Consider the following 24,619-nt stretch of genomic DNA (forward strand, 5'->3'; position numbering starts at 1 on the left):
TCAGAATCAATTCATAGGGATTAAATATGACTGAAAGAAATAAAGCCAAGGCATCTTCAAAGCAAAATGCACAAAAACTCACAATCATGAAGGAAGAAGGCAAGAGTGAAATACGTCAGCTAACAGAAATACAGCTATCCCCGCTCATAAACAATGCTCTTACATTGCAAGTCGTGGCCGCAACCAATTTAGATAAGATTGATATTACTGAAGCTGTTGAAGTGATGAAAGAGAAATCACAGAAGATCATTGCAGGTGATTTAAGCGAACTGGAAGCCACGCTAACCGCACAAGTCGTAACACTAAATACAGTTTTTAATACTCTTACATTGCGATCTGCCCATGCTATGGGTAATTCTCTCAAATCCGCAGAAACCTACATGCGGCTGGCGCTGAAAGCACAAGCCCAATGCGCGCGCACCGCAGAAATACTGGCAACGATCAAGAACCCGCCGATAGTTTTTGCCAAACAAGCCAATATTTCGCAGGGACACCAGCAGATCAATAACGGCAACCAATTCCCTATGCACGCGGGGAAAACAAAAAATCCATCAAACGAACTATTAAGCGAGGACAACAATGCGACACTGGACACCAGAGGAACGATTGAGGCAAGCGGAGCTAATCAGGAATTGGCGGCCGTGGAAACAATCGACCGGAGCAAAGACACCAACCGGTAAAGCCAGATCAAGCCAGAATGCTTATAAGCATGGAATGTGCAAACTTCAAAAAGAGATCAGACAAATGTTAAGAGAACAAAAGAATGCTATTGGTTTGATTATTTAAGTTTTTTCAAATTTTGTTAATTTAGAATCAGATTATCTAATTGTTTCACATAAGGTTCTGTTCATTATCCATAGATCGGTGGATTGCTTTGTGAAATGCTGACACCTAATGCCATAAAATTTATTGAGGGAGTAAATAATAGGATAATATCAGTAAAGAACGGTTGATATATATTTCCAGCGAGCTTATCAAAGTTTCACGCTAAATCTTCATCTTTGGAAATTCCAAAAAAATGAAGCAGATTGAGTGGATAAAAGCTGGCGGTGCATTTGAACGTAAGAAGAATTCAAAAGAATGAAAATCATCGATAACATTACTTCGTTGCTAGGCGATGATATCAAGTCTTCCATTCGCTCGAATGCAAGATTAAAAATTGCGGCGTCATGTTTCTCCATATATGCGTATGAAGCTCTAAAGTCTGAATTTTCCAAGATTGATTCCTTGGAATTTATCTTCACTGCCCCGACCTTCATCCCCAATGAAGTCACAGACAAAATCCGCAAGGAAAGACGGGAATTTTTTATCCCTAAAGCCAGCCGTGAAAATGCACTTTATGGCTCTGATTTTGAGATTCACTTGAGAAACAAGTTAACGCAAAGAGCAATCGCCCGTGAATGTGCCGCCTGGGTCAGGAAAAAAGCGAAATTCAAATCCAATAAATCCAAAGCCCAGATGCAACAGTTTATCTGCATCCAAGGGCTAGAAAATAACATTGCGTATGCCCCGCTGCACGGCTTTACAGCAGTTGACCTTGGCTACCAACAAGGCGATGCCATATCAAACTTTGTCAATCGCCTGGACGATCCCGCGCATACGGGTAGATATTTACAGCTCTTTGAGCAAATCTGGAATGACCCGACAAAACTGGAAGATGTTACAGAAGCCATCTGCGACCATATCGAATCTGTTTATCAGGAAAATTCGCCTGAAAGAATTTACTTCTTGATCCTCTACAATATCTTCAATGAATTTCTGGAAGAAATTGACGAAGATGTTCTGCCGAATGATCGCACCGGTTATCAGGACAGCCTGATTTGGCAAAAGCTTTTCAATTTCCAGCGGGATGCCGCTGTTGGCATTATTAACAAACTTGAAACTTATAACGGCTGTATTCTCGCCGATAGCGTCGGCCTCGGGAAAACTTTCACAGCATTGGCTGTGATTAAATACTATGAATTACGCAATAAATCAGTGCTGATTCTCTGCCCAAAGAAACTCGCGGATAATTGGCTGAATTATAACAAAAACCTGAAGACCAATATCTTTGCCAAGGATCGTTTTGGCTATGATGTACTTTGCCATACTGATCTATCTCGCACATCCGGTGAGTCCTATGGCATAGCGATGAACAGAATCAATTGGGGCAATTATGATATGGTTGTTATCGATGAATCTCATAACTTCCGAAACAATGAAGCCTATAAGGAAAAAGAGACCCGCTATCAGAAACTGATGAACAAGGTTATACGTGATGGCGTAAAAACCAAAGTTCTGATGCTCTCGGCAACCCCTGTCAACAACCGTTTCAGCGATTTAAGAAACCAGTTGGCGCTTGCCTATGAAGGCGATTCCGAAAGCCTGAATAAAAAACTCAAAACAAAACGGAGTATCGAAGAGATATTCCGCCGAGCGCAAGCTGCATTCAATGTCTGGTCAAAACTCCCTCCGGATGAAAGAACAGCGCGTACTATCTTGGATGCACTGGATTTCGATTTCTTCGAATTACTAGATAGTGTAACAATTGCCCGCTCGCGCAAGCATATCGAAACTTTCTACGATACTAAGGATATTGGTAAATTTCCTGAACGTAGAAAACCGTTATCCTTCCATTGCCCACTGACACATCGAACCGATGTCATGGGTTTTAATGAGATTTTTGGCCAGCTTTCGCTTCTGAAGCTGGCTGTCTATGCGCCAATCAGCTATATCCTGCCCAGCCGTCTTCGCAAATATGAAGATCTTTATGATACAGAACTGGAAGGCGGAAAAAATCGGTTCCGTCAAGCTGACCGCGAACGCAGCTTGCAGGCATTGATGACTACAAACTTACTTAAACGCCTAGAAAGTTCCGTTGAGGCTTTCAGATTAACCCTTGGCGCTCTGCAATCCAACATTACCGATACGCTTGAGACGATTGATCGTTTCCAAGAGAATGATCAAGCTATGCAAGTAACGGATTTCACGGCTGGCCTTGAAAACCTTGAGGCAGAAGAAGATGATTTCTCCGATTTCAGTGAAGCAGTAGGAGGAAAAGTCCAAATCAGCCTCAGCGATATGGACGTAGATTCATGGAGACATGATCTAGCCGCAGACATGGCCTTGATAGAAGCTCTTCTGGCCTCAATGATAAAAATTACACCTGAAGATGATGCCAAGTTGCAGCATCTGCGGGAGCATGTATTCGGGAAGATTGATAACCCGATTAACTGCAATAATAAGAAAGTTCTGATTTTTACAGCTTTCGCGGATACCGCTAATTATCTGTATGAAAATATTTCAAAAACCATTCTTGAGCACCGTGGCCTGCATACCGCCAAAGTAACTGGAAAGGATGCTCCTAAATCCACTTTTGGCAAGGGATATGATTTTCAATCTATTCTTACACTGTTTTCTCCGCGTTCAAAAGAAAAGGCTATGGTTATGCCGGAAGAAGTGGGTGAGATCGATATTTTGATTGGCACAGACTGCATTTCCGAAGGCCAGAACCTTCAAGATTGTGACTACTTGATAAACTATGATATCCACTGGAACCCCGTGCGGATTATCCAGCGTTTCGGGCGCGTGGATCGTATTGGCTCCCCCAATTCCACGATCCAACTTGTCAACTACTGGCCGGATATAACACTGGATGAATATATCAATCTGAAAGAGCGCGTGGAAAACCGTATGGTGATTGCGGATGTCACGGCTACAGGGGATGATAATGTTCTGACTGCAAAAAGCAGCGATATTTCCTACCGCAAAGAACAGCTCCGCCGCCTTCAGGATGAAGTAATTGAGCTGGAAGATGTAAAAACTGGCGTGTCCATCACAGACCTAGGCTTGAACGATTTTCGCATGGATTTACTGAATTACGTCAAAGAACATGGCGATATAGCCGATGCACCCAAGGGAATGCACGCGATTGTTCCAGCTCAATCAGAGCTTGGCCTTAAACCGGGTGTCATTTTTGCGCTGAAAAATCGCAATGATGGCGTGAATATCAATCAACAAAACCGCCTGCATCCTTATTACCTGATTTATCTTGCCAAAGACGGTGAAGTGATTGCAAACCACACTGAAGCCAAAAAATTGCTCGATCTGGTACGCACAAGTTGCAAAAGCTACCATGAGCCGATTGCCGCTCTATGCCGCTTGTTCAACGAAGAAACAGCCGATGGGCGCAATATGGCTGTACATTCCGATCTATTGAGCAAAGCTATCCGCTCAATGATCGACGTGAAGGAAGAAAAAGATCTCGATAGCCTGTTCTCTGGCGGCAGAACCACAGCCCTATTGAATACCATATCAGGGTTGGATGATTTTGAACTGATAGCCTTCCTTGTAGTGCAAGAGGCTGGATAAAATGGATGATTGCGTAACTACTCTGTTTGATTACCCAGCCAAAGCTGCTTTCGGGCGTGTTCTGCCCAAAAACAAGATTTATGAATATGCCAGTCCCACAACAGGACTAAAAGAGCTATTCGTTAAGCAAGTCGATCAGATTGTCTGGAAATACAAACTGGCTCCAGAAACCATCAACTTGACCGCTATCCGCGCTGTACCAGAAATTCAAATTTTCCATGTCACATTAAAAAATGGTGAGCTGAAGGAAGATGTTCTGCGCTGCATTGATAAGGCTATCCCGTTCCCGATTATCTTTGAGCTGTATTTTGACGGCAAATGCAAGAATATTGCCTGCTATAAACGCCCGAGTGAGGCGGATAGCACCAAATGGGTAGTCAGCGAATATTTCAGCACGGAATGGATAGCTGAAGATACGATGCGTGAACCGCTGCCAGTTGCACTCGACTTGGGAGCATTGTACGAAAGATTGCTTTCCCCTCTAATGCCTTATCCGGCAATCGGGAAAGAACATCTGCAAGACAGAGTTGCGAGAATGGAAAAAATTCGTGCCAAGCAGCGTGAATTGGAAAAATCAGAAGCTCGTTTAAACAAGGAAAAGCAATTTAATCGCAAGGTGGAAATCAATGCAGAAATCCGTAATATCAAGCATGAGATTGCAACCTTGACTACCGTAACCGCAACGGGATAAGTGACGAGAAAAATACGATGGAAAAACTAAAAATGCACACCCTCGATTTGACGCAAGATAATATCGCCCGTATCCGTGAAATTTTCCCGAATTGCGTAACCGAAGCGCGGGATGAAAGCGGCAAGCTGAAACTGACTGTAGATTTTGATCAGCTCAAGCAGGAATTGAGTGATTCCATCGTGGAAGGGCCGCAGGAGCGTTATCACCTAAATTGGCCCGGCAAACGCGAAGCCTTGCTGACAGCCAATGCACCGATCGCCAAAACCCTGCGTCCCTGCCGCGAAGAAAGCGTGGATTTTGATACAACTAAAAACCTGTTTATCGAAGGCGACAATCTTGACGCTTTGAAGCTGCTTCAGGAAACCTATCTGGGTAAGGTTAAGATGATCTACATTGATCCGCCATACAACACAGGGAATGATTTTGTTTATGAGGATGACTTTGCCGAAAATTCTGATGAGTTTTTGAAGCGCTCCAATCAGAAAGATGAACAAGGAAACCGTCTTGTGGCGAACACAGAATCGAATGGCCGTTTCCACTCCGATTGGTTGAGCATGATCTATCCAAGATTACGCCTGGCTCGCAATCTTCTCTCTGATGAGGGCACTATTTTTATTAGCATAGATGATGAGGAGGTTAGTAACCTTAAAAAAATGTGCGATGAGATTTTTGGTCTCGATAAGTTTATTGCATGTTTTGTTTGGAAGAGTCGACAGAATATCGACAATCGAACTGTCACAGGAGCGTCTGTAGATCACGAATACATATTGTGCTACGGCAAAATAATTAGAGGCAAAGAAAGAAACAAAGATCAGTACTCAAACTCTGATAATGATACGCGCGGTGATTGGGCGAGCGCAAACATGGTAGGAATTGCTACAGCCGACCGCCGCCCAAACTTACATTACGATTTAATCAATCCAGCAACAGGGATTAATTATGGTTGTCCCCGTATGGGTTGGCGCTATGAGCGCAGTACAATGGCTCATCTTATTGAAGAGAATCGCATTTTATGGCCAACTAATCCCGAAGGCCGCCCACGCAGAAAGGCATTTTTGAGTGAACTAGAGTCAGATTTTACAGGTTTCTCTACGATCATCGGTGAAGGGATATTCACCCGCGACGGCACATCTGACATGGAGGATCTTTTTAGTGAGCGGGTATTTAGCTTCCCAAAGCCTGTTTCACTGATGAAAATACTTGTAGAGCAGACAACAAAACATGACGATATTGTTCTCGATTTCTTCGCAGGCTCAGGTTCTACTGCTCACGCGGTCATGTCCCAGAACGCAGAGGACAGCGGGAATAGACAGTTCATTTTGGTACAGATACCTGAAGTATTAGCACCAGAAAATAGAGAACAAAAGACAGCGGCTGATTTCTGCGACAAGCTAGGAAAGCCTCGCAATATAGCTGAACTTACAAAAGAAAGGCTACGAAGAGCTGCGATTAAAATCCGCAGCAAAAACGAAGCAATCAAACCAATGGATATTGGCTTTCGTGTCCTGAAAATCGACACGTCCAATATGGCCGAGGTCTATTACACGCCGGATGGTGTGAAGCAAAATGACCTTCCGTTCGCTGTAGATAATATCAAGCCGGATCGCACTCCTGAAGATTTGCTGTTCCAGGTGCTGCTGGATTGGGGCGTTGATTTGACTCTACCGATTACCAAGCAAACCATCCAGGGCAAAGCCGTCTTTTTTGTCAATGAAGAACCTTATGATTTAGTGGCCTGTTTTGATGACGATATTACCGAAGAGCTGATCAAAGAACTGGCAGTCTTTCACCCTCTGCGTGTGGTTTTCCGCGATAACGGTTTCACTAATGATGACGTTAAAATCAATGCAGAACAAATCTTCAAGCAAATTTCCCCCGGTACTGATGTGAAATCCATTTAAGGGGTAACGTATGGATCAAGCTGCACTGGAAAATTTGCTTAATACTTTGATCGCCACTTGGGAAAACGAAGTGGTGGAGTTTAAGGGCTTAACCTCAATCAGTGAGATCGGGAAATATTTCTCCGCACTCGCCAATGAGGCAAACCTTCGCAGTCGTGAAAAAGCATGGCTAATTTTTGGCGTTAACAACAAAACAAAAACTATTGAAGGGACGCACTATCGCCTTGACCCGCTAGAGCTTCAAAAGCTAAAGAGTGAACTTAAAGCTTTAGAGCCAAGTGTTACATTCAGAAACATCCATGAAATATTCGTTGATGGCAAGCGCGTTTTGATGCTTGAAATTCCCGCCGCCCCTCGTGGCATTCCAATTGCCTGGAACGGACATTATTACGGACGCGCTGGAGAAAGCATTGATGCGCTTGGTCTGGATAAACTCGATGAAATTCGTCAACAAACCCTAGCCAGCGACTGGTCGGCGCAAATTGTGCCGAATGCCACATTTGCCGATTTGGATGAAACGGCTATCCAGAAAGCCCGTAGGCTGTTTGCGCAGAAACACGCAAATCGTTTTGCTGCTGAAGAAATGGCTGAATGGACACTGCAAACTTTTCTCGACCGTGCAAAACTGACGCAAAATGGACAAATCACTCGCACCACGCTTCTTCTTTTAGGAAAAGCTGAATCAGCCTATCTTTTATCCCCACATCCAGCACAGATGACATGGAAGCTGGAAGGAGAAGAACAAGCGTATGAACATTTCAGTACGCCGTTCCTGCTGACCACCACACAGCTTTACCAAAAAATCCGCAATATCCAGATCAGGTTACTTCCTGCCGGGCAGCTTGTACCGCATGAAGTATCAAAATATGACCAAAGCATTGTGCTTGAAGCTCTTCATAATTGCATAGCGCATCAGGACTATACGCGCTGCGGGCGTATTGTTGTCATTGAAAAGTCTGACAAGCTGATTTTTGAGAACGAAGGCTCTTTCTACGAAGGCAAGCCTGACGATTATGTTCTGGGAGAGAAAACACCACACCGCTACCGCAATCCCTTCCTTGTTCAGGCAATGGTCGAACTGGGCATGATTGATACAATGGGCTATGGCATTCACCGTATGCACAAAGGGCAAGCAAAACGCTATTTTCCTCTTCCCGATTACGACCCATTAGAAGCTAATACTGTCCGCATGATGATTTATGGCGGGGAGGTTGATCCAGCCTACAGTCAGATGTTGATGCAGAAAGCCGATTTGCCGTTTGAAGATGTTCTGGCTTTAGACCGCGTCCAGAAAAACCGCCCAATTCCAGATGAAGCCATCAATCGGTTGCGCCGTGCAAAATTGATTGAAGGACGAAAACCAAACTTTCATGTCTCTGCAATTGTAGCCGCTGCAACGGATCATAAAGCCGAATATATTCGTACACGTGCCCAGCACGACGCGCATTATCAAAAACTGATTTTAGATTATCTTGAGAAACATGGCTCAGCCTCACGTAAGGACATAGAGACTCTCCTTTGGAAGATTTTGAGCGAAGCGCTCGACGATTCTCAGAAAAATTACAAAATTAGTAACTTGCTCAGTAACCTAAGAAGGTCTGGAAAAATCAAGAATCATGGCTCAAACAAAATCCCTGAATGGAGGCTTGCAGAATAAATGCAAAATAAATCCAGTTATTTATCTTATTGCAAAATAAATAATGCAATTCAGATCAAAGCCTTGCCATTTGTTCTGCAAAATAAATTGCAAAATAAATGTAACCAGGAAGGATTGGCTGGCGCATGAAGCTCAAATTCAAAATCCAGCCTTACCAGACCAATGCCGTGGAATCTGTGGTGGATTGCTTTGCAGGTCAGCCCTATAGCACTGGTACGACATACCGTATTGATCCCGGCAAGAAACTGCTGCTCAATCTGGATGAAATGGGCTTCAAGAATGCTGATTTGATGCTAACTGATAGTCAAATTCTGACAAATATTCATGAAGTCCAAAAACGGCAAAACCTGCCTTTTTCATCAGGACTTACGGATTTTACTGTTTTGAATGGCAAAAAGGAAAGCGTTCTTGCTCCCGTCACTTATAAGCGCGATGCCTTGGCGGCTTCGCGCGTTCATCTCGATATTGAGATGGAAACAGGCACGGGAAAAACCTATTGTTATATCAAAACTATCTTTGAGCTGAACAAGCGCTATGGCTGGAATAAATTCATTATTATGGTTCCTAGCATTGCTATCCGGGAAGGTGTTTATAAATCGCTGGAAATTACCGCCGACCACTTCACTGAAACCTATGGCAAGAAAGCGCGATTTTTTATCTATAATTCCAAGCAGCTTCACCATCTGGAAAGCTTTTCATCGGATGCTGGCATTAACGTCATGGTGATTAACATTCAGGCCTTTGCCGCCAAAGGTGCCGATAACCGTCGTATCTATGATGAACTGGATGATTTTCAATCCCGCCGCCCAATTGATGTGATTAGCAGCAATCGTCCTATCCTGATTTTAGATGAACCACAGAAAATGGAGGGCAAGGCCACGCTGGAAGCCTTGCCGAAATTCAAGCCTTTGGCTATTTTTCGCTATTCCGCGACGCACAAGACCCAGCATAATAAAATCCATCGCCTTGATGCGCTGGATGCCTATAACCAGAAACTGGTGAAGAAAATCGCTGTGCGTGGCATTTCCATGAAGGGGCTGGCAGGTAGCAGTGCTTATCTTTATCTGGAATCCATCGAAATTTCCAAGCAAGCGCCCGGGGCGCGGATTGAGATGGAAATCAAGCAGACTGGCGGGGAAATCAAACGCAAGGTTATGCACCTGAGCAAAGGCCAGAACCTATATGATCTTTCCAACAAGCTAGATCAATATCAGGGTTTCGTTATCTCCCAGATTGATTACAACCAGGACACCGTGGAATTCACTAATGGCCATGTTCTGACGGCTGGTGAAGCCACAGGCGATGTTACCGAGGCCACCATACGCCGTATTCAGATCAGGGAAACTATCAAGGCGCATTTAGAGAAGGAGCAAAAGCTTTTCTCTCAAGGGATCAAGGTTCTATCCCTGTTCTTCATTGATGAAGTGGTGAAATACCGCGATTACAGCCAGCCTGATGAACAAGGCGAATACGCCCGTATCTTTGAAGAAGAGTATGAAGCGCTGAAAGCTGAGTATCTGGGTGAATTAGCACTGGATAATGAAGTCTATCGCAAGCATCTGGCGGATATTGATACGAAGAAAACCCATGAAGGTTATTTCTCGATTGATAAGAAAACCAGGCGCCTGAAAGACCCGGAAATGGGCTCCAAAGCCGTGGATTCCGATGATGTGGATGCTTATGACCTGATTTTGAAAAGAAAAGAAGAGCTACTAAGGTTTTCTCAACCAGTGCGTTTCATCTTCTCGCACTCGGCTTTGCGGGAAGGCTGGGATAACCCGAACGTCTTTGTCATGTGCATGCTGAAGCATAGCGACAACACTATTTCCCGCCGCCAGGAGGTTGGTCGTGGCTTACGCCTGTCCGTGAACCAGAATGGTGACCGAATGGATCATCCTGCCACCGTACATGAAATCAATGTCCTGACCGTGGTTGCCAGCGAAAGCTACAAGAACTTTGTGGCAAACCTTCAAGCTGAAATCAGCGATGCCCTATCGGCCCGCCCCCGCAAGGCGGATGAAGCTTTCTTCTCAGGCAAAATCATCAAAACCGAAACAGGCACGTTGCAAGTAACACCAGCAATGGCGAGGCAGATATACAAATATCTGCTGAAAAATGACTATACCGATGAGGCAGACCAGATTGTTGCCGCATACCATGCGGCAAAAGCAGAAGGAAAGTTGGCTGCACTACCGGAAGAGCTTGCCCCTCACGCTGAACAGGTCTTCCTGCTGATTGATAGCGTTTTTAGCACAAGTCAATTGCCGCAAATTGGGGATGATCGTAAACCGAAAACCAATCCCCTGAATGCCAATTTCGAAAAGAAAGAGTTTCAGGAGCTCTGGAGTCGGATCAACCGAAAAGCCGTTTATCGCGTGGAATTTGATTCAGCAGAGCTGATTGAAAATTGCATCAATACCTTGAACAAAGAATTGCGCGTTTCTCCCCTGCAATACACCATCCAGACAGGTATTCAGGGGGATCAAATTACCGATAGCCAACTTAAAGCAGGCGAAGGATTTCAAATACAAAACACGGTTACGGAAGCGCATAACGCCTCCATTCATTCTTCGGTCAAATATGACCTGCTGGGCAAAATTGCAGAAAATGTACAGCTAACGCGCAAAACGCTCGCCGAAATTTTCAAAGGCATAGAGTCTGCCGTTTTTGGCCAGTTCAGGCAAAATCCTGAGCATTTCCTCGCTGAGGCTTCACGCCTGATTAACGAGCAAAAGGCCACGATTATCATTGAGCGCCTGAGCTATGATGAAGTGGTCGGAAGCTATGATACGAGCATTTTTACTACTGGCCAGAGTAAACAGGATTTCACTAAAGCAACGGATAAGCTCAAAAATCATATTTACGATTATGTGATTACAGATTCAACAATCGAACGCGACTTTGTGAAAGAGTTGGATACCAGCGCAGAAGTTACCGTCTATGCCAAGTTGCCCAGAGGTTTCCTGATACCTACTCCTGTAGGCGATTATAACCCTGACTGGGCTATTTCCTTTAAGGAAGGTAGCATGAAATACATTTATTTCGTGGCAGAAACCAAGGGTGGCATGTCCTCAATGGAGTTGCGCGAGATAGAGAAAACAAAGATTGAGTGCGCCCGGAAGTTTTTTGACAAGATAAACCAGCGTATCTCAACCGATAAGGTCAAATACGAAGTGATTGATAGCTACGGGCGCTTGATGGATGTGGTTGCTGAATCTCTCCTGGATAATTTCTGATGTGTGAGCCACCATTTTGCTATTGCTCAATAGCAAGCAACAAGAGTTTATAGAATTTGTATTGAGCAAATATATTGAAGCAGACATAGAGAAGCTTGATCAAGATAAATTGCCTACTTTTCTGATAAACAGATATCAGTCATTAGAGGATGCAAGCGGGATCTAAGCTATGTAATCTTTTTTCTGCGACGTACCCCATCAAACCCAGCACGCCTAAACCAGCCAGCAGCATCGCGTAGGTGGAAGGTTCGGGTATAGCTGATACATTAACATCGCCATCATGAACCGGCCATGCTAACAATAAATCTATTTTTCCATCAAAAAGTGTAGCACCTACATTGAAGTGAAAGTACCAAGCAAAATACGGAATAGTCGAATACTCTGTACCAGACCAATATGCGTTAATTGGCGGTATATTGCTGAATGGCCCCGGTGTAGAGCCTGATATGCCTTCTTCCCAATACAGATAGCCCATCTCATTATCTGAGCATCCAGCAACTCCTCCTCCGGAGCAATTTACAATAATATTGTCCCCATTCACATCTACGCTTGGCAATCTCCAGCCACTTACTCCATCAATAATTAAATTGCTTGCCCATGCATTCTGATAATTCCAATTCCCCGCGCCATGCATGTTAGCGTTAGCGGCCCAGGTTATATTCAACTCAGTATCATAATAAGCTTTGCCGTCAAGTCTTGATTCAAGTGTTGCATTAGCTGTGGACACTGTTCCAATGACTACAGCTCCAGCAAAAAATGTTTTTGTACTAAACAACCACCGGCTAAAGCCGGTGGGTTTGAGTTACGGACTGAAAGTCCGGATACGCGTCGACTAAACGACGCGTCTTATTCCGGCTCCATTTTAAAATTGTCGTTTGGATTTGGCTCAAAATGATGCTCCAAGTATTGTTTGATCATCTCTTCTGTCATCTGACCTACTGTCACGCAGAAATACCCTCGCGCCCAAAAATGCCTTCCCCAGTACCGCTTCTTCAAGTGAGGAAATTCTTCAAACAGATAGCTCGATGTTCGTCCTTTTAGCCGCCTCATGATCTCACTCGGAGCCATCTCCGGCGGACAACTCACCAGAATATGCACATGATCCTTACTTACTACACCCTGTACAATTCTCATTTCAAATGCTTCACACGTCTGACGAACCAACTCTCGTACTCGTTCTGCTACTTCTCCCTTCAGAATCTTATATCTATACTTCGTTACCCATACAAAATGATATTCAATCTGATAAACCGTATGACTTCCATATCTATAATCCATGCCACACCTCCTGTGTGGCATATTCTCGCAGCTAAAGCTGACCGGCTGAAGCCGGTGGTTTTAACCTTATGATGGACAATAAATGCTCTCATGCTATTCCCCTTGCAGTGATTTTCATTACGTCAAATCGCCTAACCAAACAGCCTCATTGCTCTCAAATTCTCTTAAAATTCTTATGCTAGGCTTAAATATCTATGCTGTATATAGGCCAAATATCATTTATTTTTCGGGGTATATAGCCCTCAGTGCATTGTATTTCAATGGCTTATGATAGGCCCACCCATGAAACATTACTGCCGTGGATATGAGAAGGGTATCAAGGAAAAGTACAGATTGTGTTGCAGCAGTGAGAATGTATTACATTAAATCAATTAGCTGCGACTTGTTTGGAGTAGTCAACCAAGGCCATCCGCGAACCTTGGCTGACTGATGGAGTATTATGAAGCATTGTTTTTAATGGCGTTCTGGTAAACGCATTTGCTATATCGGAATACTCAGGAAAAACTTTAGAAAAAATAAATATTTATCTAATGATCTGCTTTTATGAGTAATTTTATTGCTTGTCGTTTTTTTTTTGTAACGTAACCCCTGTGTAACCCCGTAGAAGATTTTCGATTGTTTGTATTGTATAACTTATTGATTATTTGGTGCTGTTGAGAGGAGTCGAACCTCCGACCTACTGATTACGAATCAGTTGCTCTACCAACTGAGCTACAACAGCTTTGGAAAAACGAAGCTGGCTATTATAGATGGTTGGGGAATTACGGGCAAATAGTTAAGAGCGGCTGTTCTGAATCAAACGCTGTAAACCAAATTATTTCTTAATCGTTATGAAGTTTTTCAGATTTACTGTTTTTTGATAATCTTCGCCTAAGTTCGGCGATATTCATCAAAAAACTGTACATTTTAGTCGCAACAGTCCATAATTCACAAATGGATTCTACGAAAGCAATCGTAAAAAATATCTTGATTATCCATGGACCCAATTTGAATCTTTTGGGGGTTCGTGAGCCGGAGATTTATGGCGGAATTACTTTGCAAGATATTAACAGAAAATTAAGCAATTTAACCGAAAATACTGACTTTAAGCTGGATTTCTTTCAGCATAACGCGGAATCAGCTTTGATCGAAAGAATACAGCAAACAATGCAGGATGGAACGAATTTCATCATAATCAATCCGGCTGCATACACGCATACCAGTGTCGCGTTGCGTGATGCGATTGCAGCGGTAAGACTACCTTTTATCGAAGTGCATTTATCGAATATCTATTCTCGCGAAACCTTCCGGCATCATTCTTATTTCTCGGATTTGGCGATCGGTGTCATCAGTGGTCTGGGTGCTAAAGGATACGAGTTGGCGCTGGAATATGCCATGACTTCCTACTGATAGATTTGTAAACTTTTTCTTTTTGCAATGTCAAGGAGTTGTGTGATGTTGCGGTTTTTTCACTACGAACGAATTGTTGATAAAACGACCTTGGAGCGAGGCATTACCTCGGGAGATTGAAAAATGGATTTAAGAAAGCTAAAGAAGCTCATTGAACTGGTTGAAGAATCAAGTATTGCCGAACTGGAAATTACGGAAGGTGAAGAGAAAGTAAGGATTAGCAAACCGGGTTCCGGGGTGCAGAATTATGCCATTATGCCGCAAGCCATGCCGGCCATGATGCAAGCTGCGACACAGTCCGCGACGACCGCAAATCCGGGAAATACCGATGCGCCGGATGCGGCTGCATCGACTGCTAAAGCCGTATTGGATGGTCATATTGTTAAATCCCCGATGGTTGGAACTTTTTACCGGGCCGCTTCACCGGGTGCCAATCCTTTTGTAGAAATCGGACAAAGTGTCAAAATGGGCGATACGCTGTGTATTATTGAAGCAATGAAACTGCTGAATGAAATCGAAGCGGATAAAAACGGCGTGATTAAAGCAATCCTGCCTGAGAACGGACAGCCTGTGGAATACGGCGAGCCGCTTTTTATTATCGAATAAATATCTGAGAGAGATCAGATAATCATGTTTGAAAAAATTCTTATTGCGAATCGGGGTGAAATTGCGCTACGGATTCAGCGTGCATGCCGCGCGATGGGCATCAAAACGGTAGCTGTCCATTCCGAAGCGGATGCGGAAGCCAAGTATGTGATGTTAGCCGACGAATCGGTTTGTATCGGTCCTGCGCCTGTTGGACAGAGTTACCTCAATATTCCGGCCATTATCAGCGCTGCGGAAGTCACCGATGCTGAAGCCATTCATCCAGGGTATGGTTTTTTGTCCGAAAATGCTGATTTCGCTGAAAGGGTTGAAAAAAGCGGGTTTGTTTTTATTGGTCCTCGGCCTGAAACGATCCGCTTGATGGGTGATAAAGTCAGTGCCAAGAATGCCATGAAGAATGCCGGTGTACCGTGCGTTCCCGGCTCCGATGGTGCATTGCCGGACAATATCGATGAAGTAAAAAAGATTGTCAAGGAAATCGGGTATCCTGTCATTCTCAAAGCTGCTGGCGGCGGCGGCGGCCGAGGCATGCGAGTCGTGCATACCGAAGCGGCACTATCGAATGCAGTCATCATGACGCGCAATGAAGCGCAAGCAGCATTTGGCAACCCGACAGTTTATGCTGAGAAATTTCTGGAGAATCCGCGTCATATCGAATTTCAATTGTTGATCGACGCGCACGGCAATGCAGTGCATTTGGGGGAAAGGGACTGCTCGATGCAACGACGGCATCAAAAAATTCTCGAAGAAGCCCCTGCACCTGGCATACCGGAGAAATTACGCAATAAAATCGGTGAGCGCTGTGCCGATGCCTGCCGCCGGATCAAATACCGCGGCGTCGGTACGTTCGAGTTTCTTTTTGAAAACAATGAATTTTATTTCATCGAAATGAATACCCGTTTACAAGTTGAACATCCGGTTACTGAAGCAATCACCGGTATTGATCTCGTGCAAGCGCAAATCAACGTGGCAGCCGGTTTAACGCTGCCGGTCAGTCAGAAAGATATTATGTTTAAAGGGCATGCGATCGAATGCCGCATCAACGCAGAAGATGCTTACAAACTGACGCCTTCTGCCGGCCGTATTACGCAATATCATGCGCCAGGTGGTCCTGGCGTACGGGTTGATTCACACGTGTACCATAATTATATGGTGCCACCATACTACGATTCGATGATCGGAAAAATCATCACCTATGGCGATACCCGCGAACAGGCCATCGCGCGCATGCGGATCGCATTGTCGGAGATGGTCGTGGCCGGCATCAAGACCAATATTCCATTGCATCGGGATTTACTCAACGATGCCACATTCTTGCGCGGCGGTTTTTCGATTCATTATTTGGAACAAAAACTGGCGTTGCATAATAAAACCGATTAAGGCGCGATTTTTTCATTGATTTCTGCTGACGCATGACCTGGATTACGCTGATTATCAGAACGGATGCCGAACATGCTGAAGCACTGAGCGATGCACTATTGGAACAAGGCGCATTGTCCGTCGAAATTCACGATGCCGCTGCCGATACGCAAGACGAGCAAATGCTGTTCGGCGAACCGGGTGAGCCTAGCGGTGAAATCTGGAAAAATGCGGAGATCTCGGCGCTGTTCGAGCAAGCAGCGGATATTGCAGAAGTTTTGCGCAATGTTTCGAGTATCATGCCATCCGGTGAAGATCTCGAGTATCACTTGGAACGAATCGAAGAACAGGACTGGGTACGCCTGACGCAATCACAGTTTGATCCGATTCAGATTTCTCAGCGGCTATGGATTGTTCCGACCTGGCATTCCTCTCCGGATCCTGCGGCAATCAATCTAATTCTTGATCCTGGATTGGCTTTTGGCACCGGCAGCCATCCCACCACGCAATTATGTTTAGGCTGGTTGGATCAGAATCTGAGTCCCGGCGGCAAACTGATTGATTATGGCTGTGGCTCCGGAATACTCGCCATCGCCGCGCTAAAGCTGGGTGCGTCGCATGTGACCGGTATCGATATCGATCCGCAAGCCATTGAAGCCAGCCAGGAAAATGCGCTAAGAAATCAGTGCGATCCTGAGAAATTTCGTTTTGTGACTCCGCAGCATACGATCGGATCAAATATATCGCCGGATCATCCCGTTGATGTGATCGTCGCCAATATTCTGACAAATCCATTAATGTTGCTGGCACCGGTACTTGCTGGCGCGGTGCGCGCCGGAGGGGATATCGTATTGTCAGGAATACTTCAAGAGCAAGCTGACGAAGTCAAACAAGTTTACCGGCAATGGTTTGATATGCACACGGTGGCAGTGCAAGAAGGCTGGGTGTTGTTAACGGGCAGCAAAAGATGAAATAATGATCTCTAAAACGTTGATGGCCAATGCGTTTCAATAACCAGTCATTAAAATACAAGCAATCCAAAACAGCGAGTCTTACATGGCGTTGGTAACTTGCTGTCCGAGTTGCAGTACGACATTTCGTGTCAATGCGGCGCAACTCCAAGCACATGGCGGTGATGTCCGCTGCGGGCAATGTCAGCGGGTATTTAACGGTTTCGCCACTCTGATTACCGCGCATGAATCAACCATCGAATATCCGCTAACCGTCCGGCCGCAACCGGATGCTGCGCCTGACTCATCCGCTGAAACCGCTAATATCAATCCGGATTCGAGCAAAGCCATTAATCCAGTACCCGTTCTCGCAAGTGAGCCGGATATACGGGATCCTTCTGATCGATTGTTCGACGATGAAGAACCGGTCAAGCGATTGTCGCCAATGTGGGGAATTGCGAGCGTGATGTTATTGCTGCTGTTGTTTGGCCAGGTGGCGCATCATTATCGGACGCAACTGACCATTCTCGCACCGCATTTCAGGCCTCATTTGGAACGGTTTTGTGAACTGCTTAATTGCACGGTCGCTTATCCGCAAGATATTCAGCAAATCGGCATCGAGTCGTCCGATTTGCAAAAGAATCCGGCAAGTCAACCCGAAGTCACGACCATGCGCGCGATTATTCATAACACCGCGCCGTTCCCGCAAGCTTTTCCGGCATTACACCTGATATTGCTCGATGCGCAGCAAAACGTTATCACCAGCCGGATTTTTACGGCGGATGACTATTTGCAAGAAGGAGATAAGCAGCGATTGTTTATTGCGGCGCAACAGGAAATTGAGATACGCCTGGACTTTGATAGTACCGGACTAAGTGCGCTGGGTTATCGCCTGCTTTTGTTTTACCCCTGACAGCGCAGCGGAATTCATACATGCAAACTGCCGTAACAGCTACGGCAATCTGTGTTTTCTAATCGTTATAAACGCGCCAGCAAGAGTTGATGAATTTCCTGGTCGTCGAGCACGATTGGGTTAGTTTTCATGCTGTTACCACGGCAGTGGGCAATAACTTTGTTTAAACCGTCCGGTTGCAAGCCGTAATGCGAAAGCCTCGGCAAGTTGAGTTCGTCAGTCCATCGCGAAAGTCTATCAATCAGCGCACTAAAAGCAGCGGCGGGATCGATAAACCGTTTTTCGCACAGTATCTCGGCAATATGCAGATATTTTGCCAGTGCTTGATTATTCGGCTCGCGCGCGAGCATGGCTTCAATATTTACCTGGGTCGCGGCTGCAACCAAAGTGCCGCAAACAACGCCGTGCGGAATCGGATAAAAAGCGCCGAGCGGGGAAGCCAAGCCATGCACCGAGCCTAAACCGGCTTGCGCCAAGGTAATACCCGAGAGCAGCGCGGCATAGGCCATTTTTTCGCGATGCCCGGCCAACTCGCCTTGTTGGCGATACAGCGGCATTAACGCATCGCGCGCGGCCTGTAAGCCACTGATCGCAAGCGCATCGGTAAAGGCGTTAGATCGGGTGGAAACATACGATTCCAGCAGTTGCGTGATCGCATCCATGCCGTTGGCGGCGATTACGCCAGGCGGACAACTGGCTAACAAATCGGGATCGACGATGGCGTATTCAGCAACCAGTTTGTCATGACGGAACGACTTTTTGAAGCCGTTTTTACCTTGTACGCTGAGTACCGCGTTTTTTGTCGCTTCGCTGCCGGTGCCGGCAGTTGTGGGTACGGCGATAAACGGTACCGCAGGGCCTTGATAGGGCAATTCGGTGCCGACGCCTTCCAGATAATCCATTACGGAACGTTGTATTTTCAATAATCCCGCTATTGCTTTGGCGGCATCCAACGCACTACCGCCGCCGATACCGGCAACGGCGTCAAAAGAATCACCCGCAAATGACTTGACCAGATCGTCAACCAATTCGGGGGATGGTTCTTCGGCAATCGTGCAATGTTGCCAGGTAATCGAACGTTGCTTAAGTTCACCGAGCAAAACGTTCCAGCCGCCGGTATTGATGAATGAATGCGCACCGGTCACCAGTAAAATGTGTGAGCCGTAACTGGAGAGGATATCCGGTAATTTTCCGATGGTTCCACTACCGAATTCAATGCGGGGCAGCCGGGAGACGGAGAAATTGAACATCAGCCGGCGATCTCCGGGAATAAACCTTGATACGGCACGCCTTGACGCGGTTCGGCCATCCAATCCGCGACGGTATCCCGCCACGTCAGGTAGTGCGCGGTTTCTTTATGGGCTGCGGCATCTTGCTGGGTTTTGTAGGCTTCGTAAAAAACAAATTTGGTTGGATCGGTGGCGGATTGCAAGATATCGAAACGCAAGTTACCCGGTTCGCGAATGGAATTTTCGTGATTGACGCGGCAAGCTTCCTTGAAAGCTTCCACTTTGTCCGGTTTAACAGATGCATAGACGATTGTTACATACATAACCGCTTTCCTTCGTGAATATTGGACGGCTTGTATTGTACTAAAATCCTGTTTTGTAAACGATGGCTTTTGCCGGGCTATTATGTATTTTGAAGTTTGACCGTTTAAGTAAAATTACTATTGTTTGTTTACGTTCGTCTCGCCAATTTTCAAGCATTTTCATGACAAATAAAGATGTCGGCACGCCTTCTCTGCTCAATCGCTTAGTCTCCTTAACGACGATTCGCGACATTGAATTGTTCGAGCTTAGCCTGCTGAAAACATTAGCTGAGCTTTTAAAAGTCAACCAGATATCGATGTATAAACTGAATCCGGATAACAAGACATGCTGGTTGTCCGCTTATTCAGCCAAACTGATTGAAGATGGCAATAAACGGCAGCTTTCCGAATCCCAGGAAATTTATACTTCGGAAATAATTATTCCGGATGAGATCCGGTCAGCGCAATTGTGGGTGGAAACAACAAAAAAACCTTATATTCATTTGCAATCAGAAAAATTTCTGGTGATTTATCCGGTACTGGCCGCCAGTAAAATTGAAAGCATGCTGACTTTCGAGCTGCCGCATATGCTCACGGAAGGCGAGATGCTGATCATTACAAGTCTTTTGAGCATCACGCATAATTTCCGCAGTTTACTGGATGAAAGCCAGAAGGATAAACTCACCGGTTTGTTGAATCGCCAAACGTTCGAAGCGAACATCAATAAGATCAGCTCTTTGATCTTGAATGCCGAGCTTGGCCGGTATCAAGATACCAGTAACCGGAACCGGAGGAGACCCAAAACCGGCACGGAAAAATTTTGCTTGGCCATTATCGATATCGATAATTTCAAGTCGATCAACGATAAGTTCGGTCATGTGATGGGAGACGAGGTTTTGCTGTTGCTTTCTTATGTGATGAAGCAGAATTTCAGGTCAAAGGATTTGTTGTTTCGTTTTGGCGGAGAAGAATTCGTGGTGATTTTTCATGCGCCTGACCAAGCCGATGCTTATCAAATATTGGAACGCTTCCGCACCAAAATTGAAACTTACCGTTTTCCGCAGATCAATACGATTACCGTGAGTATTGGAGCAACCCTGATCAGCGGGATGTGCCATCTAGCCTCGGAGATTCTAGGACGAGCCGATCAGGCGCTTTATTATGCCAAACATAATGGCAAGAACCAGCTGCACTTTCATGAAATACTGCTTGAAAGCGGCTGCATCGAAGATAATAAGGAAAGCGGTTCTATCGATTTCTTTTAACGTTCGATGCGATCCTTAAACGATCGATCACCACCGGAAAAAAGGCCCATAAAATCCTCCGCGATAGAGCGGATAATAACCGGGATAGTAGGGGTAAGGCCCGTAATAAGGGCTATAGTAATTATAATTGGCCAATTTCGGCCACAAGTAAATTGCGGTGGCGCTTAGCAACGGAACGCGGATGACCCGCTTACCGACCGTCAGCTCGGTATCGCCGGTGATAACCCCGGCAATCGTAATCTCTTTGTCTTTGGCATACACCGCGGGATCGAGAAACTCCGGACTTTTCACCACGAAACGGCCTTCACCGGCTCTTTGTGTTTGCGGACGGCCGGTATAATCCAAGGGGTAAGCGACGATTTGCAGCATACTGTCATGTTCTTCGTTGTCGACATCAATAATCACGCCGCCCCAGCGCACCGGAACATCTTTGAAGCTATTGGGATCGAGACTCACCTGCTGGTAGGAAACTTCGGTCGCGGGCGCATTGGCGATGGAAGGCGGCAATCCGGCGCAGGCGCTCAGCAGCAAGACGGGTAATAGAAAGAAAATTTTCATGATGCCTCCCGAGAATGATAGATAGGTAATAAATGGTGCCACAATCCGGTATTGCAATCGTGTGCCGCCTGCAATGAGCGTCACACATCATTTTAGGCAAGACAGGACTTCAAAAATTCACCCGATGGAATCGAATGGCATTTTTCTATCCCTTCGCAGATGACGTCAAAACTGTCGCACTGGAATGGTAGAATACAAACTGGCTGGCGATTTCGATATCATCGGCAGCATTTTCATCCATTGATCGCGACGTTCACCAATCGAGGGTAGCAATGATTCGCAGTCTCCATATTACTTTAGCGTTGCTTACATTGTTGTTGCTTTCCGCCTGCGCCAGTAAAGCACCGGATAGGAAAGCGCTTGTTGCGGCGGGGAATGCAGCGGCGCCGACACCCTTCGAACAACTGACTTTCAAGGCGGAAGGTAAAACCGTTTTTGAAGATCACGGCAAGTTCATCATGCTCGAAGGCAGCAAATGCATGCAACGCGATAACGGCATGGAGCCGGCGGTCATCACCCAATGGCTCGAAATGCCCGGTTATGTCGATAGCGGCACGGTCGTGCTGAATGGCTGGGATTTGCGCTATTTGAAACAAGATCGCGAAGTCAATTCGCTGCGCGCCGAGATTACCCGCAGTAAACTGGTGAAAAATACCGGGTCGACCTTTCTGGTATTCGAAGCGCAAGGCAAGCTGGAAGATCAAAATCGCAACGATGCCTTTGAATTTTGCGTATTTTTCACCGCATTCGGGTATCGCTCAGTCGAAGTCGATGCGGTCATCGATGAAGATTACGCCGGAATGGAAGCAGCGATGCTGCAGGATAAAAAACAAGGCGCGGTCGCCACTCTGGAAAATAGCGGCCACAAAGGCACGGTGCGGCGTTACGATGCGCTCGCGATCATTCCGCGCGGTTTCGATTTTCAGTTTGCCGACAGCTTTGAATGCGAATGGCGCTGGTCGCCGTGCAAATGGAGCGATCGTGTCGATTATCCGTTGCTGCAAATGGCCTACAATCTATCGCAAACCAGCGCCACGCCGAATCAATCCGGCAGCCCGAACTGGGCCACCCAGACCATTTTCAAAGACAACGATATCCGCACCCATCGCATCAAAACCCGCGCGGCTTTAATCCACGGACGCAGCATTAAAGTACGCGCCGATTTTCTGGCGCTCAATCCCCGCAGCGGTAAAGCCGACACCTGCCGCAAAAGCGTCGATGGCGTGGTTCGCACCCAAACCATCCAAATCGACGAATTACCCTTCGACTACGCCATCCCGATGCTGACCGGCTGGGATCTCACCCATGAATGCGAACAGCAAAAGCTGCAACGCGCCGGCATCTGGATTCACGATATCCGCTTCGACCCGCGTTCGCACCGGTTGGAATACAAAGTATCGTCCATCCTGCGCGACCAGGACGGCGCGCCCAGTTTCAACAGCGCGCATCGCGTTACCGTTCTGGGACTCAACCGCTTGTCGTCATCGGCGCAGCAACGGGCGCCGCGGTTTCAGTTGAAGCTCCGGGACTAACTCCGATTTCAGGAGTTTCTCTTGCTACCAGCTCAGGAAAAAAAACCGGAACCCGCCAAACGGCGAAAGATACAGCTTGCCTCCTTCGGTATTCTCCGGCTTTATCGCTACAATCCAGCCGCCAGTGATGTACCAGCGCGGCGTGCGGCCGATGATCTCAATGCGCCCAAAGTCAGTCGAGGTTACCTTCGCCCAACGAACATCGTTGCTAGCGTTCCTCAAAATGAACACGGTTCTCGGATCAGGATCGCGTGTCGCGTGGGTTTCGAGCACGAACAACGTCACACCAAGCAGACTGAGATCGACGGACGATACCGGTGACAAAACGCCAAGGTCGGCAGCAAAGGGTTCGGTAAAAAACGGCCCGTCGTCAAAGGAGAATTTTGGCCAGAGAAAGTAAGCGGCAGCCCAGGTGGCCACGAAAAGACTTATACCAGCCAGGAGAATCCTACGTTTTGTGATCGCAGTGGTCATTCAAATAACTCAAAGTAAAGCTAAGCTGGAACATAACACGTGACTCTCAGCACTGGCCTTCTGTTTCGACCGGTAAAACCAGCGGCCGCTCGCTGCGCCAAACACGGATTACTTTGATGGCGCTTTCTTCCCTCAGATAGACCACCCGGAAAGGCGCAACAATCATTTCTCGAATATGCGGGAGCTGAAGCTCAGGAACGATTCTGCCCATATCCGGATGATCGGCCAGCATTTGAATATGCTTGATAATTTCTTTGGCAAATTTCAAACCGATCTGTGGAATACCTTCTTCAGTGTAATAACTGGTCATGTTTTCCAAGTCTTTCAAGGCCGAATTGGAAATGCTGACTTTCATTCATTCGATGCCTAAGCGCTTTTTTGCCTCGGCCAATGACAAAGTATTGCCTTCTTTAATGTCCATGAGTCCTTGCGCAATAGCTTTGACGAAAGCCAATTCTTCTTGGTTTTTCTCGTATTCATCGAGATCCTGCACTACGGCCACACCCCGGCCGCGGTTGGTTAAAAGAATGGGTCTGTGCGTTTCCTTGGCTTGATTGACAACGCGCCCGGGATTGATCTTTAAATCCGAAAGGGGAATTACATCTTCTGAGAATTTGATAGTCATGATTAACTCCAGGGTATCTTGAAGCCATTTATAGCACCTGTTAACAGCACCGGTCAAGAAGGCTAATAAAAGACCAATCGCGACTGCTGACCAGTATAGGCGATTTGATTTCAACCAATTCTTCAACTCCCATCCTGTAAAGGTGCCAAGAGCCACTAAACTACCACCCACTGAAAGTAGGTGGGTTAGCGCAGCTTGGGTGCAGACGACTAAAGTCGTCTACCCGCACCAAGCTAAACGCGCATGAATCAACACATTTAAAGTCAAAGTCACTGTCTAAAGACGGTGGTTTTTACCAAATTTA

21 protein-coding genes and 1 tRNA gene are annotated in these 24,619 nt (G+C 46.1%); 13 read left to right on the forward strand and 9 right to left on the reverse strand.

Annotation, left to right across the window (positions count from 1 at the left end):
• Positions 1-26 precede the first annotated feature (26 nt).
• The 6 genes from RBH92_RS06495 (at position 27) to RBH92_RS06520 (ending at position 11,835) form a co-directional block, all read left to right on the forward strand.
• The gene (locus RBH92_RS06495; protein WP_307933784.1) at positions 27-680 is read left to right on the forward strand and encodes a hypothetical protein; all 654 of its coding nucleotides are present in this window, start codon (positions 27-29) and stop codon (positions 678-680) included.
• Between the two features lie 400 nt (positions 681-1,080).
• Positions 1,081-4,350: a helicase-related protein gene (locus tag RBH92_RS06500; RefSeq protein WP_307933785.1), complete on the forward strand. Its 3,270-nt coding sequence runs from the start codon at positions 1,081-1,083 to the stop codon at positions 4,348-4,350.
• A 1-nt stretch (position 4,351) separates the two neighbouring features.
• Positions 4,352-5,041: a DUF4391 domain-containing protein gene (locus tag RBH92_RS06505; RefSeq protein WP_307933786.1), complete on the forward strand. Its 690-nt coding sequence runs from the start codon at positions 4,352-4,354 to the stop codon at positions 5,039-5,041.
• A gap of 17 nt (positions 5,042-5,058) precedes the next feature.
• The gene (locus RBH92_RS06510) at positions 5,059-6,942 is read left to right on the forward strand and encodes a site-specific DNA-methyltransferase (protein ID WP_307933787.1); all 1,884 of its coding nucleotides are present in this window, start codon (positions 5,059-5,061) and stop codon (positions 6,940-6,942) included.
• Between the two features lie 10 nt (positions 6,943-6,952).
• Complete coding sequence (locus RBH92_RS06515) at positions 6,953-8,599, forward strand: RNA-binding domain-containing protein (RefSeq protein ID WP_307933788.1); 1,647 nt, start codon at positions 6,953-6,955, stop codon at positions 8,597-8,599.
• 125 nt (positions 8,600-8,724) lie between these two features.
• On the forward strand, positions 8,725-11,835 hold the full coding sequence (locus RBH92_RS06520; protein WP_307933789.1) for a type III restriction-modification system endonuclease: 3,111 nt from the start codon (positions 8,725-8,727) through the stop codon (positions 11,833-11,835).
• A 142-nt stretch (positions 11,836-11,977) separates the two neighbouring features.
• Here RBH92_RS06520 and RBH92_RS06525 read toward each other — a convergent pair whose 3' ends face one another.
• From RBH92_RS06525 to RBH92_RS06535, 3 genes are all read right to left on the reverse strand, one after another.
• Positions 11,978-12,610 (reverse strand): PEP-CTERM sorting domain-containing protein, encoded by a 633-nt coding sequence (locus RBH92_RS06525; protein WP_307933790.1) that lies wholly within the window; start codon positions 12,608-12,610, stop codon positions 11,978-11,980.
• A gap of 71 nt (positions 12,611-12,681) precedes the next feature.
• A complete protein-coding gene (gene tnpA / locus RBH92_RS06530; protein ID WP_307931618.1) occupies positions 12,682-13,113 on the reverse strand; it encodes an IS200/IS605 family transposase in 432 nt (143 codons plus the stop codon).
• A gap of 645 nt (positions 13,114-13,758) precedes the next feature.
• Positions 13,759-13,834: transfer RNA gene (locus RBH92_RS06535), tRNA-Thr, on the reverse strand.
• A gap of 212 nt (positions 13,835-14,046) precedes the next feature.
• Here RBH92_RS06535 and aroQ point away from each other — a divergent pair.
• From aroQ to RBH92_RS06560, 5 genes are all read left to right on the forward strand, one after another.
• Complete coding sequence (gene aroQ, locus RBH92_RS06540; protein ID WP_292925474.1) at positions 14,047-14,502, forward strand: type II 3-dehydroquinate dehydratase; 456 nt, start codon at positions 14,047-14,049, stop codon at positions 14,500-14,502.
• A gap of 123 nt (positions 14,503-14,625) precedes the next feature.
• Complete coding sequence (gene accB / locus RBH92_RS06545) at positions 14,626-15,108, forward strand: acetyl-CoA carboxylase biotin carboxyl carrier protein (RefSeq protein ID WP_307933791.1); 483 nt, start codon at positions 14,626-14,628, stop codon at positions 15,106-15,108.
• A gap of 24 nt (positions 15,109-15,132) precedes the next feature.
• Complete coding sequence (gene accC, locus RBH92_RS06550) at positions 15,133-16,488, forward strand: acetyl-CoA carboxylase biotin carboxylase subunit (protein WP_307933792.1); 1,356 nt, start codon at positions 15,133-15,135, stop codon at positions 16,486-16,488.
• Positions 16,489-16,520: 32 nt separating this feature from the next.
• Positions 16,521-17,438 (forward strand): 50S ribosomal protein L11 methyltransferase, encoded by a 918-nt coding sequence (prmA, locus tag RBH92_RS06555; protein ID WP_307933793.1) that lies wholly within the window; start codon positions 16,521-16,523, stop codon positions 17,436-17,438.
• A gap of 85 nt (positions 17,439-17,523) precedes the next feature.
• Positions 17,524-18,330, forward strand: a complete 807-nt coding sequence (locus tag RBH92_RS06560; protein WP_307933794.1) for a zinc-ribbon and DUF3426 domain-containing protein — start codon at positions 17,524-17,526, stop codon at positions 18,328-18,330.
• 65 nt (positions 18,331-18,395) lie between these two features.
• Here the strand turns inward: RBH92_RS06560 and RBH92_RS06565 are convergent, their stop codons facing one another.
• Together RBH92_RS06565 and RBH92_RS06570 are read right to left on the reverse strand one after the other, a co-directional pair.
• A complete protein-coding gene (locus RBH92_RS06565; protein ID WP_307933795.1) occupies positions 18,396-19,580 on the reverse strand; it encodes an iron-containing alcohol dehydrogenase in 1,185 nt (394 codons plus the stop codon).
• Entirely contained in the window at positions 19,580-19,882 is a 303-nt protein-coding gene (locus RBH92_RS06570) for an antibiotic biosynthesis monooxygenase (protein WP_292925480.1), read from the reverse strand. The genes RBH92_RS06565 and RBH92_RS06570 overlap by 1 nt, the downstream gene beginning before the upstream one ends.
• Before the next feature lie 161 nt (positions 19,883-20,043).
• On the opposite strand from RBH92_RS06570, the gene RBH92_RS06575 reads away from it, so the two are divergent.
• Positions 20,044-21,126 carry a GGDEF domain-containing protein gene (locus RBH92_RS06575; RefSeq protein WP_307933796.1) on the forward strand — a complete coding sequence of 361 codons (1,083 nt, stop codon included), beginning with the start codon at positions 20,044-20,046 and terminating at the stop codon, positions 21,124-21,126.
• A 27-nt stretch (positions 21,127-21,153) separates the two neighbouring features.
• Here the strand turns inward: RBH92_RS06575 and RBH92_RS06580 are convergent, their stop codons facing one another.
• Positions 21,154-21,684 carry a Slp family lipoprotein gene (locus RBH92_RS06580; RefSeq protein ID WP_307933797.1) on the reverse strand — a complete coding sequence of 177 codons (531 nt, stop codon included), beginning with the start codon at positions 21,682-21,684 and terminating at the stop codon, positions 21,154-21,156.
• A 272-nt stretch (positions 21,685-21,956) separates the two neighbouring features.
• Between RBH92_RS06580 and RBH92_RS06585 the strand changes: the two genes are divergently transcribed.
• Complete coding sequence (locus tag RBH92_RS06585) at positions 21,957-23,216, forward strand: hypothetical protein (protein WP_307933798.1); 1,260 nt, start codon at positions 21,957-21,959, stop codon at positions 23,214-23,216.
• Positions 23,217-23,240: 24 nt separating this feature from the next.
• Here the strand turns inward: RBH92_RS06585 and RBH92_RS06590 are convergent, their stop codons facing one another.
• The 3 genes from RBH92_RS06590 to RBH92_RS06600 are packed head-to-tail and all read right to left on the reverse strand — an operon-like array spanning position 23,241 to position 24,315.
• Positions 23,241-23,690 (reverse strand): hypothetical protein, encoded by a 450-nt coding sequence (locus RBH92_RS06590; RefSeq protein WP_307933799.1) that lies wholly within the window; start codon positions 23,688-23,690, stop codon positions 23,241-23,243.
• Positions 23,691-23,736: 46 nt separating this feature from the next.
• On the reverse strand, positions 23,737-24,045 hold the full coding sequence (locus tag RBH92_RS06595; RefSeq protein ID WP_307933800.1) for a type II toxin-antitoxin system RelE/ParE family toxin: 309 nt from the start codon (positions 24,043-24,045) through the stop codon (positions 23,737-23,739).
• On the reverse strand, positions 24,046-24,315 hold the full coding sequence (locus RBH92_RS06600; protein WP_307933801.1) for a type II toxin-antitoxin system Phd/YefM family antitoxin: 270 nt from the start codon (positions 24,313-24,315) through the stop codon (positions 24,046-24,048).
• Positions 24,316-24,619 lie beyond the last annotated feature (304 nt).

Origin of the sequence: Nitrosomonas sp. sh817, assembly GCF_030908545.1 — a bacterium.
Lineage (GTDB): Bacteria > Pseudomonadota > Gammaproteobacteria > Burkholderiales > Nitrosomonadaceae > Nitrosomonas.